The 9,556-nt window shown below is 65.4% G+C and carries 15 protein-coding genes and 1 pseudogene; 15 read left to right on the top strand and 1 reads right to left on the bottom strand.

The window, feature by feature from the left end; all coding sequences use genetic code 11:
- The first annotated feature begins 47 nt into the window (after positions 1 to 47).
- The 15 genes and pseudogenes from BMY69_RS06890 to BMY69_RS06830 all read left to right on the top strand — a co-directional run bounded on the left by BMY69_RS06890 (position 48) and on the right by BMY69_RS06830 (position 8,961).
- Positions 48 to 374, top strand: coding sequence for a hypothetical protein (locus tag BMY69_RS06890; protein ID WP_143070407.1), 327 nt, complete (start codon positions 48 to 50; stop codon positions 372 to 374).
- Complete coding sequence (locus BMY69_RS06885; protein ID WP_090176414.1) at positions 367 to 690, top strand: head-tail connector protein; 324 nt, start codon at positions 367 to 369, stop codon at positions 688 to 690. The genes BMY69_RS06890 and BMY69_RS06885 overlap by 8 nt, the downstream gene beginning before the upstream one ends.
- Positions 691 to 692: 2 nt before the next feature.
- A complete protein-coding gene (locus BMY69_RS06880; protein ID WP_090176411.1) occupies positions 693 to 1,034 on the top strand; it encodes a phage head closure protein in 342 nt (113 codons plus the stop codon).
- The gene (locus BMY69_RS06875; protein WP_343124093.1) at positions 1,015 to 1,548 is read left to right on the top strand and encodes an HK97-gp10 family putative phage morphogenesis protein; all 534 of its coding nucleotides are present in this window, start codon (positions 1,015 to 1,017) and stop codon (positions 1,546 to 1,548) included. Before BMY69_RS06880 ends, BMY69_RS06875 begins: the two co-directional genes overlap by 20 nt.
- Complete coding sequence (locus BMY69_RS06870) at positions 1,541 to 1,891, top strand: tail completion protein gp17 (RefSeq protein WP_090176405.1); 351 nt, start codon at positions 1,541 to 1,543, stop codon at positions 1,889 to 1,891. The genes BMY69_RS06875 and BMY69_RS06870 overlap by 8 nt, the downstream gene beginning before the upstream one ends.
- An 82-nt stretch (positions 1,892 to 1,973) precedes the next feature.
- Positions 1,974 to 2,630, top strand: coding sequence for a phage tail protein (locus BMY69_RS06865; protein ID WP_218143132.1), 657 nt, complete (start codon positions 1,974 to 1,976; stop codon positions 2,628 to 2,630).
- Positions 2,630 to 2,938: a phage tail assembly chaperone gene (locus tag BMY69_RS06860; protein ID WP_090176402.1), complete on the top strand. Its 309-nt coding sequence runs from the start codon at positions 2,630 to 2,632 to the stop codon at positions 2,936 to 2,938. The genes BMY69_RS06865 and BMY69_RS06860 overlap by 1 nt, the downstream gene beginning before the upstream one ends.
- An 8-nt stretch (positions 2,939 to 2,946) precedes the next feature.
- Entirely contained in the window at positions 2,947 to 3,258 is a 312-nt protein-coding gene (locus tag BMY69_RS06855) for a DUF1799 domain-containing protein (RefSeq protein ID WP_177191099.1), read from the top strand.
- Entirely contained in the window at positions 3,255 to 6,071 is a 2,817-nt protein-coding gene (locus BMY69_RS06850) for a phage tail tape measure protein (RefSeq protein ID WP_090176396.1), read from the top strand. Before BMY69_RS06855 ends, BMY69_RS06850 begins: the two co-directional genes overlap by 4 nt.
- 2 nt (positions 6,072 to 6,073) lie before the next feature.
- Positions 6,074 to 6,409 carry a phage tail protein gene (locus tag BMY69_RS06845; RefSeq protein WP_090176955.1) on the top strand — a complete coding sequence of 112 codons (336 nt, stop codon included), beginning with the start codon at positions 6,074 to 6,076 and terminating at the stop codon, positions 6,407 to 6,409.
- Positions 6,406 to 7,113, top strand: coding sequence for a phage minor tail protein L (locus tag BMY69_RS06840; RefSeq protein WP_090176394.1), 708 nt, complete (start codon positions 6,406 to 6,408; stop codon positions 7,111 to 7,113). Before BMY69_RS06845 ends, BMY69_RS06840 begins: the two co-directional genes overlap by 4 nt.
- Positions 7,113 to 7,343: pseudogene (locus BMY69_RS19885) on the top strand (C40 family peptidase); the annotation flags it as partial. The gene BMY69_RS06840 and the pseudogene BMY69_RS19885, both read left to right, overlap by 1 nt.
- A 103-nt stretch (positions 7,344 to 7,446) precedes the next feature.
- Positions 7,447 to 7,848, top strand: coding sequence for a C40 family peptidase (locus BMY69_RS19880; RefSeq protein ID WP_255364477.1), 402 nt, complete (start codon positions 7,447 to 7,449; stop codon positions 7,846 to 7,848).
- A 30-nt stretch (positions 7,849 to 7,878) separates the two neighbouring features.
- The gene (locus tag BMY69_RS19255; protein WP_143070406.1) at positions 7,879 to 8,238 is read left to right on the top strand and encodes a hypothetical protein; all 360 of its coding nucleotides are present in this window, start codon (positions 7,879 to 7,881) and stop codon (positions 8,236 to 8,238) included.
- A gap of 39 nt (positions 8,239 to 8,277) precedes the next feature.
- Entirely contained in the window at positions 8,278 to 8,961 is a 684-nt protein-coding gene (locus BMY69_RS06830) for a tail assembly protein (RefSeq protein ID WP_218143131.1), read from the top strand.
- Position 8,962: 1 nt separating this feature from the next.
- Here BMY69_RS06830 and BMY69_RS06825 read toward each other — a convergent pair whose 3' ends face one another.
- Entirely contained in the window at positions 8,963 to 9,481 is a 519-nt protein-coding gene (locus tag BMY69_RS06825) for a helix-turn-helix domain-containing protein (protein ID WP_143070405.1), read from the bottom strand.
- Positions 9,482 to 9,556: the final 75 nt, after the last annotated feature.

Raw genomic sequence — 9,556 nt, 5'->3', positions numbered from 1 at the left:
TCTCACTTTGACGGAGGGGCCAGACGGCCCCTCCGATGGAGATGCGCATGAACGACAAAGTGAAGGTCAGGACCCTGCGCCCGGTGCTCTTCGAGGGCAAGCCACAGACTGAGTTCGAGACGACTGAGCTGCACCGTCGCGAGCTGGAGACGCGCGGCCTCCTCGAAGGCTCGAACGTGGCTGCGAAGCGTTCCAAGCCCGCCCCACGCACGTCCGGTGCCGAGTTCATCGATCGGAAGGCGGCGGAAGTAATCGCCGCGATCGAGGGGGCCGACCAGGCGCTGCTGGCGGAGGCACTCGAGGCCGAGCAGGCGAAGGGAGATAAAGCCCGCTCCACGGTCGTCGACGCCCTGCAGGCCGCGATCGATGGCTGATACACCGCTGGTCACCATGGACCAGGCGATCGCGCACGTCCGTGCCGATGCCGACGAAGACATCAGCGTCTATCTCGGCGCGGCAGTCATCGACGCGTTGGAATTCCTGAATCGAGCGGTCTTCGCGAGCCCCGAAGACATGGCGGCGGCAGTGCTCGCTGGTACGGCCGGGGACGATCCAATGGTTGTGAACGATGCCATTCGTGCGGCCATCCTTCTGCGGGTCGGCCAACTGTATCGGGACCGCGAGTCGGGTGACCTTCCGCTCGGAACGCGCACGCTGCTTCAGCCGTTCCGCGTCGGCCTCGGGGTCTGACCATGGGCCTTGCGGCTGGATCGCTGAACCGGCGCATCGCCATCCAGAAGCCCGGCACGGTCAAGGACCCCGCCGGCCAGCCCATCAAGGGATGGGTCGACCACGTCATCACCTGGGCGAACGTGAAGAGCCAGACCGGCATGGGGACGATCGCCGGCGAGCAGTCCGGCGTCGCCACCTCGGTCACGCGCTACAGCTTTCGGATCCGATACCGGCAGGGCATCGACGCAAGCATGCGCGTGCTGATGGGCGGCATCCCCTACGACATCACGTCCGTGCAGATGGACGAGGATCGCCGGGAGTGGACGGACCTCGTGTGCAACCGTGGAGCGAACGGTGGCTAGGGCGGCTGGCCCGGGCGTCAACAGGGCCGAGTTCGACGTCACTGAGTTCGAAGATGCCCTCGAACTACTCCGTGGTGACCTCCGGACGCACCTCGCACGCTCCATGGGCGTAGCCGGTGGGCAGGTCCTGCGCGATGAGGCAAAGGCCCGCGCGCCGGTGAAGGACGGCGTGCTGCGCGCCTCGATCTACCTCGCATACCGAGAGTCGGGGTCCAACGACAAACGGGTCCAGTACGTCATCGCGTGGAACGGTCGCAAGGCGCCGCACGGGCATCTGCTCGAATTCGGTCACTGGCAGCCTTTCAGGGTCGCCGCGCTCCCGGACGGAAGGTTTTACACGATGAAGACCCGGCTGCCGTCGCCGAAGTGGATTCCGGCGCGGCCCTTCTTGCGGCCGGCGCTCACTGGTGCGGCGGATCGCGTGCGCGCAGCGATGATCGCGCGAGGACGGGAGCGGCTGCCGCAGTTGCTTCGTCAGCAGTGGGAACGGGACGCGGAGGGCTCCGATGCTTGAGGAAACCCTGTACGCGCTCTTGGCGCCTCTTGCGGCTGGCGGTGCCAGTCCGGACGTCACGGAAGACAATCCGGTCTTCCCGTGCATCACGTACCAACAGGTAGGCGGCGAGACGTACCAGTACGTCGAGAAGACGCTGCCGGATCACCGCCACGCGCGCGTCCAGATCAACGTGCATGCCATGACCCGGATTGACGCAGCCACGATTGCCCGCTCGATCGAGCGGGCAATCATCGAAAGTCCACTTGTGGCGCAGGCCTATGGCGCCTTCGTCAGCACTTACGAGGACACGCTGAAGATCTACGGCACTCGCCAGGACTTCGGCATCTGGGTCAAGGAATAGACCCAGCCAGCCGCGCCGCCGCGCCGCTGTTTCCGACCCGGTCTAGCGCCGGGTTTTTCGTTTCCACGACAGAGGAATCCTCATGAGCTCCTTCTTCCCCAACGGCACCCAGTACGCCGTGTCGACCACCCTCGCGGCGGCGATCGCCCTCACGGCCATCACGAACGCGGACCCGGCCGTCGCCAGCGCCGCCGCGCCGCCGGCCAATGGCTCCATCGTCATGCTGACCTCGGGCTGGTCGGCGCTGAACGACACGGTCGCGAAGACCGGCAATGCCGATGCCGACAGCTTCGAGCTGGTTGGGGTCGACACCACCTCAGTGGCCGACTTCCCGGCTGGTGCAGGTGCTGGCACCGCGCGCGTCGCCGCCGGCTGGGTGCCGCTCACGCAGGTGCGCAGCGACGCGGTCACCGGCGGTGACCAGCAGTTCTTCACCTATCAGTACCTGGAGGACAAATCGAATCGGCAGCGTCAGAAGCCGACGACGAAGTCGCCGGTCGTGATCACTCTTCAGATGGACTACGACCCGGCGCTGCCGTGGTACGACGCGCTGGTCAAGCTCGATCGTGCCGGCCAGCCCGCTGTGCTCCGTGCCACGCTGCCGAGCGGCGACGTCATCTACTACCTGGCCTACCCGTCGTTCAACAAGATCCCGACGGGCAACATGAACGAGAACCAGCAGAACACCGCCACGTTTTCGCTGATCGGCGATCCGGTGCGCTACGAGGCCGCCGCCTGATGTTCACGATCAAGGCGAACCCCACCTTCCCGGCAACGATCACCATCGTCGGGCAGGGCGTCCGGAAGAAGCTCGAGGTGGTCTTCCGGCACAAGCTGCAGGACGAGGCGGAAGCGCTCCTGTCCGCCTTCGCTGCGGACCAGAAGGCCGCGACGGACGTGGTACTCGAAGTCGTCGAGAGCTGGGACGCGGACATGCCCCTCGATGCTTCCTCGCTTTCCGTGCTCAAGCAGAACCAGATCGGTGCCCTCGAGGCGATCATCGCCGCCTGGGCCACCGGGCTGAGGGTGGCCCGCGAGGGAAACTGAGGGAGGCGGTGCGGGCGCTCTACGGGGAGCGCCCCACCGCCGCTCAGGCTTCGCTGATCGGCTTGCGCGCGTCTGACTTCCCGAAGGAGCAGACGCTCGTCGAGCTCTGGCCCGAGACGTTCCCACAACTCCTTTTCTTCCGTGGTTTCACCACGCAATGGCGGCAAGGCCCGGGCGGTCCGGTCGGCCTCGACTACGCGGTGATCTTCCACGAGCTGGACCGCAAAGGTCTGGCGACTGACGCCTACGACGACATGCTCCACGCCCTCCGGATCATCGAGGACGAGGCCCTGAAGCTGATCCACACGAAGAAGCCATGACCGACGACAGCATCGGCACCGCGCGCCTCGATATCGTCGTCGACACGACGCAGTTCGACGCCGCGATCAACTCGGCGAAGCGGAGCGTCAGCTCCATGTCGCAGGAGGCGCAACGGGATTACGCGCAGCTGTCGGCGGCCGAGCGTCGCCGTGTGGATTCGCTCATTCGTCAGGCCGACACGCTCAAGCTCACGCGCGCCGAGCAGATCGCCTACAACGCCGCGCTCAAGGGCGTGCCGCTGAGCATCCTTGATGACCTCAAGGCCAAGCTAGCGGCTCAGGAGGCGGCCACCAAGGGTGTCACCGACGCCAATGGCAAATACGTCCTGAGCGAGAAGGCACGCGCCGCGGCGATGCGTGGCGTCCCTGCTCAGATCACAGACATCGTTTCCGGCCTCGCAACCGGGCAACGCCCCCTCACTATCCTTCTGCAGCAGGGCGGCCAGCTGAAGGACATGTTCGGCGGCATCGTGCCGGCGGCAGGAGCGCTCGGCCGCAGCCTTCTCGCGCTGATCAACCCGGTCACGCTTGTGGCCGGCGCCCTCGGCGGCCTCGTGCTGCTGTGGAAGGACGGCGCTGACGAGCAGGACGGCTTCCGGCACGCCCTCGCGCTGACCGGCAACCAGGCAGGGCAGACGGCCGACCAGCTCGCGACGTCCGCGCGCGACATCGCCAAGCAGGTAGGCGGCACCGCCGGAGCGGCCGCCGACGCCGTCACGAAGGTCGTCCAGTCCGGCCAGTTCGTCGGCACCCAGATCCAGCTGGTCGCGCGCGCCGCGGTCGCGATGAACCGGGCAACCGGAGCAGCCATCGACGACACAATCGCGCAGTTCTCCAGGCTCGCTGACGACCCGGTGAAGGCCGCCGAGGCGCTCGACAAGCAGTTCCACTTCCTCACCCAGTCGACGAAGGACCAGGTCGCGGCGCTGGTCGAGCAGGGGAGACAGCAGGAGGCGACCGCGTTGCTGTTTCAGCAGTATGCGGACGCCGTCTCGACGCGCTCGAAGGATGTCCTCGACGACGCGAACGGAATGACCAAGGCGTTCCGCGCCCTGAAGGACGAAGCGATCGGTCTGTGGAACGCGGTCGGCGATGCGCTGCGGCCCAACACCCTGCGCGACGATCTTCAGGAGCAGCTGTCTAACCTCGCCGAACTCCAGGCGCAGGCGCGAACCGGCGTGCGTTTCCGCTGGAACATCGACGGGATCGTCGACATCAACAAGGAGATCGACAAGACCAAGGCCAGCATCAACCTGATCCAAGACCAGTTGATGGGGCAGGACAACCTGAGCGTCGCCACGGCCGCGGCGAACCGGATCGAGGCGGATGGTGCGGCCGGAAAGCGCGTGCTCGATGCAGCGACGAAGCAGTACGCCACTACGATCGACAAGTACAAGGACGAGCGGCAGAAGATCGTCGATGCCGCGGCCGCCGCGCTCAAGGCCGACCCGGGCAACGAAAAAAAGATCCTCGAGGACAAGACGAAGGCCCTGAAGGGCCTCGACGAGCAGTACCAGAAGGCTGTCGACGGGCAATCGCGCGCCGCGGCCGCTCTCGCGAAGCCTGGCCAGACGCTGATTCAGCGGCTCCAGGAGCAGATCGCCGCCAATGAGCAGGACGCAGCGAGCACCGACAAGCTCACGGCCTCCCAGCGCCTCCGGATCGCGGTCGAGGCTGACCTCAAGGCTGCGGGCGACAAGGTCAACGCTGCCGATCGCGCGAGCATCAAGTCCCTGCTGGACAAGCTGGAGACGACCGACAAGCTGAACAAGGCGAATGACGACCGGGTCAAGGCGACCGAGCAGCTGGCCCGGCTGATGGCGCAGCTCAACGCCCAGGAAGAGAACCAGCGCGACGCAAACAGCGCTGACCTCGCACAGTATGGTCGCGGCAGCGACGCCGTTGAGCAGCTGCGCCGCCGGTTGGACATCGAGCGGACCTACACGGACGGCCTGAAGCAGCTGCGCGACCGCGGCGTGGCAGAAGGGACGGAGTCCTACCGCGTGCAGGAGGAAGCGCTCCGGGCATCGCGAGATCGCATGCTTGGCGTGGAGCAGGACTACCAGTCCAGCCGCCTCGCCATCATGAGCGACTGGCGTAACGGTGCGCGCCGCGCTATCGAAGACATCACCTTCGAGGCGCAGGACAACGCGAGCACGGTCGATTCGTTCATCCGCGATACCGCTAGCGGCCTTTCCGACTACATCGTCGACGCGACCACGAAGGGCGAGCGGAGCATCAAGAGCTTCGTGTCGACCCTGTTCGCGCAGGCGGCGCGAATCGCAGCAAACCGAAGCGTGGCGACCTTGCTGAACTGGGGTCTGAGCTTCATCGGCTCGGGGAACAGTTCGGGACCTGGCGATGCGCTCAACGGAGGCAGCAACTACACCGGCTCCGGATCGCTCTCCACGTCTTGGCCTGGTATGACGGCCAACGCCAAAGGTGGCGTCTACGACTCGCCCAGCCTGTCCAAGTATTCCGGTCAGATCCTAAGCCAGCCGACGTTCTTCGCGTTCGCGAAGGGTGCCGCACTCGGGGTCGCCGGCGAAGAGCCGGGCCGAAGCGAGGCCATCATGCCGCTCACCCGCACGTCCAGTGGCCGTCTTGGCGTCGAGGCTGTGGGCGGCGGAAGCGGAGGAACGGTGATCGACGTGGATGTCGTCGTGAACGCCGACGGGAGCGGCGATACCACCGCCGAGGGCGACTATCAGGCCTTCGGTAAGCAGCTCGGCGAGAACATGCGGGCGGTTGCCCAGCAGGAACTGCAGCGGGCCATGGCGCCGGGTGGCGCGCTTTGGCGGGCGAGGGGCTGACGATGGCCGAGACGTTCCCGTGGCGTGGTATCGGTCAGCCGGCTGGTCAAGCGGCCTTCCGCGTGCTCAAGTCGCAGTTCGGCGACGGCTACTCGCAGGAAGCGGCCGACGGCATCAACAACGAGGTCCAGACGTGGCCCATGCAGTTCGTCGGCAGCCGGGCCGAGGTCATCGCCATTCGTGATTTCTTCCGCCGCCACGCTGGCGCCGTCGCCTTCCTGTGGACCCCGCCGCTCGGTGAGCAGGGCCGATACAAGGTCACCTCGTATAGCCCCGTACACCAGGGCGGCGACGTCTACACGATCAGCGCAACTTTCGAGCAGAAATTCTCGCCATGACGATCTTCGCTGACATCCAGACCCTAGAGCCGGGTGCATGGGTGGAACTTCTCGAGATCGACGCCCGTCCCATCACGAACGGCGGCGCGGGCGACATCCTGCGATTCCACGGGTACACGCAGGTCGGTGCCATCATCTGGCAGGGCATCTCGTACGAGCCGTGGCCGATCGCCACGCAGGGCTTCAAGATCGACCCGGACCAACCGCCGGTGCCCACGCTGGCCGTCGGGAACGTCAACGGACGAATCACGGCGCTCTGCCTTGCGTTTCAGGACCTCGTCGGGGCCCGCTTCACCCGACGCCGCACGCTGGGGAAGTACCTGGACGCCGTGAACTTCCCCGGCGGTAACCCGACGGCGGATCCTGAGCAGGAGGTGCCGCCGGAGCTCTGGTTCATCGAGCGGCGCTCCGCCGAGGACTCCACGCAGGTGACCTTCGAGCTGTCGAGCCCGATGGACTTCGGCGCCCGCCAGCTTCCTCGCCGGCAGATCATCGCGAACGTCTGCAGCTGGCTGGCCATCGGCGGCTACCGCGGCCCGTATTGCGGCTACACCGGCCCCGCCGTCGCGAAACCGGACGACACGCCGACGTCCGACCCGGTGCTCGATATGTGCGGTGGCCGTCTGACGTCGTGCCGCCTTCGGTTCGGGCAGGACGCCGAACTGCCCTATGGCTCCTTCCCAGCCGCGACGCTGATCAAGTGATGAAGGCAAATACCGAGAAAGCCATCCACGCGCACGCCATCGAGGCGTATCCGCGCGAGGCGTGCGGCGTCATCGTCGTGCGGCGCGGGCGTGAGCGGTACATGCCGTGCCAGAACCTCGCCACGACGCCCGACGAGCACTTCGTGCTCTCGCCGCGCGACCTCGCCGCTGCTGAGGACCAGGGCGACGTGACGGCGATCGTTCACTCGCACCCGAATGCGCCGGCGAGGCCGTCGGAGGCCGACCGCGTCGGCTGCGAACGGTCGGAGCTTCCGTGGATCATCGTCTCGGTCATGCCCGGCGCGGCGCTGCCGGAGGGTGGCGGAAACGCAGGTGATCGAGCCGACCGGTTACGAGGCGCCGCTCGTGGGCCGCACCTGGGCGCATGGCGTGCTGGATTGCTGGGCGCTGTGCCGCGACTGGTACGCGCGCGAGCGTGGCGTGCTGCTGCCGGACCCGCCGCGGGCGGACGGTTGGTGGGACGACGGCGCGAGTGACCTCTATGGCGACGATGCCATGAGGGAGGCCGGCTTCCGCAGAATCGACCTGAGGGACATCACCGAGGGCGACCTGATCCTCATGCAAATCCGATCGAAGAACTTGGTACCGAACCACGCCGCGATCTATCTGGGCGACAGCCTGATCCTGCACCACCTAGACGGACGTCTGAGCTCGCGCGACGTATATGGTGGGTACTGGCAAGAGGTCACGCGCTCCGTGTGGCGCCTGGTGTAACCTTCCGATTTCTCGGCAGGGTAGGCTAACGTGAAGCGCTTCACAGTTCTGGCTTTCGTGCTCGGTGCATCTGCGTGCGCCTCGGTGAATGAGCTGCGACAGAAACATCCGGTTGCGACCTTCTCATCTAGCAAGGGGGAAGCGGAAGCCGCGTCGTGCATCACCTCGGCGTGGAACGATCAGCGTATCGGTCTGGAATCGAACGGTGCGGCATTAACACGGGAGGGTGCGAAGTTCGTCATCGTCTCGCCGGCTTCTGGATATCCGAGCGAAGTTGCCGAAGTGTCGTCGGCCGGTGGTGCGTCAGAAATCTCGGTATTCGCGCAGGCGTCGCTCGACGTAGGCGGCCGAGTACGAAAGCGGGTTGATGCCGCGAAATCTTGTATGTGATCTAACCCCGCCTCGGCGGGGTTTTTCATGGGTGAATCGATGAAACCGACGAACGTGCGACTGAGCGGCGTGCTTGGGAAGAGGTTCGGGAGAGAGTTCAAGCTCTACCTCGATACCCAGACTCCTGCCGAGGTGATCGCTGCGCTGTGCGCGATGATCGCAGGCTTCCAGGGATACCTTGCCTCGGCGCACGAGCGCGGTATCGAATTCGCCGTTTTTCGCGGCCGTGGCGAGCACGCCGAGAACATCGGGCGCGATCAGCTCAGAGAGCCCGCTGGCGGGGAGGTGCGTATTGCTCCTGTCCACCGCGGTGCGAAGCGCGCGGGAGTCCTCCAGACAGTGGTCGGCGTCGTTCTGATCGTGATTGGCGGCATCATCACCGGCTGGTCTTTCGGTACTGCCAGTCCGATCGGAACGGCGATTGCAGGACTCGGTCTGTCGATGGTGGCCGGCGGCGTGGTCCAGCTGCTGAGCCCGCAGCCGAAGCTGGGGAATGGGAGTGCCGACTCTGCCGCCAACCAGGCCAGCTACATCTTCAACGGACCGGTGAACGTGACCGCGCAGGGCGCGCCCGTACCGATCCTTTACGGCGGCCCGATGGAGATTGGGAGCGTCGTCGCATCGGCCGGCATCGAGGCCGTCGACTACAGCTCGCGGCCCTCGAATGTCGGCGTCGGCACCGCAGGCGGCAACGGCAAGAAGACGCCATACGAGCCGGATTAGTTCAGCGCCGCCGTCCTTTGCCTTTTTTTTCTTTCAGTTCAGCCAAATAGCGCTGGGCGTTATTTGCGCTTTCGAGCAACTGTTTTCGCAGGCTACGAGCGTTTTCGTCGCTCGGATCAAGCTCGAGCATACGATCCATTTCAGCGATCAGACCGAGATCAAGGATCATCCGCACGAAAGCATCGGTGCTGATTCCGAGCTTGCCCGACTTCGACACGATGTATTCGAAGTGTCGGTTTTCGAGGGTGATCGGCACCGCCTCGGTAAGAGGTCCCTCACCGACAAGTGCCTCGACACTGGCGCGCTGGCCATCGTCGTCCAGACCGTCCCGGAGGTAGTCCACACTCGTACCGAGTTCATTGGCGAGGCGGATTAGGACCGGGGGTCTCGGGTTGGCCTCGCCCGCTTCGTATCGGCTGATTTGAGTGTGACTGATGCCCACAGCTCGAGCCAGGTCCCGTTGATTCATGCCTTTCGAAATCCGGAGCTTCTGAAGGCGTTCTGGAAACTGAGCTGCCACGGCTACCTCGCTTGCTTTGGCCGGTAGGGTATGTCACCCGCAACGAAACGCAACATCTGTCTTGACAACGCACCA

Source organism: Luteibacter sp. UNC138MFCol5.1 (assembly GCF_900110505.1).
Classification (GTDB): Bacteria; Pseudomonadota; Gammaproteobacteria; order Xanthomonadales; family Rhodanobacteraceae; genus Luteibacter.
This window is presented reverse-complemented; position numbering and strand designations above follow the sequence as displayed.

Bases quoted from the DNA above. Each gene is read 5' to 3' on its own strand.
- BMY69_RS06840 (WP_090176394.1), top strand. From the start codon at position 6,406: ATGACGATCTTCGCTGACATCCAGACCCTAGAGCCGGGTGCATGGGTG.
- BMY69_RS06845 (WP_090176955.1), top strand. From the start codon at position 6,074: ATGGCCGAGACGTTCCCGTGGCGTGGTATCGGTCAGCCGGCTGGTCAA.
- BMY69_RS06860 (WP_090176402.1), top strand. From the start codon at position 2,630: ATGTTCACGATCAAGGCGAACCCCACCTTCCCGGCAACGATCACCATC.
- BMY69_RS06890 (WP_143070407.1), top strand. From the start codon at position 48: ATGAACGACAAAGTGAAGGTCAGGACCCTGCGCCCGGTGCTCTTCGAG.
- BMY69_RS06885 (WP_090176414.1), top strand. From the start codon at position 367: ATGGCTGATACACCGCTGGTCACCATGGACCAGGCGATCGCGCACGTC.
- BMY69_RS06850 (WP_090176396.1), top strand. From the start codon at position 3,255: ATGACCGACGACAGCATCGGCACCGCGCGCCTCGATATCGTCGTCGAC.
- BMY69_RS06830 (WP_218143131.1), top strand. From the start codon at position 8,278: ATGAAACCGACGAACGTGCGACTGAGCGGCGTGCTTGGGAAGAGGTTC.
- BMY69_RS06880 (WP_090176411.1), top strand. From the start codon at position 693: ATGGGCCTTGCGGCTGGATCGCTGAACCGGCGCATCGCCATCCAGAAG.
- BMY69_RS06865 (WP_218143132.1), top strand. From the start codon at position 1,974: ATGAGCTCCTTCTTCCCCAACGGCACCCAGTACGCCGTGTCGACCACC.
- BMY69_RS06870 (WP_090176405.1), top strand. From the start codon at position 1,541: ATGCTTGAGGAAACCCTGTACGCGCTCTTGGCGCCTCTTGCGGCTGGC.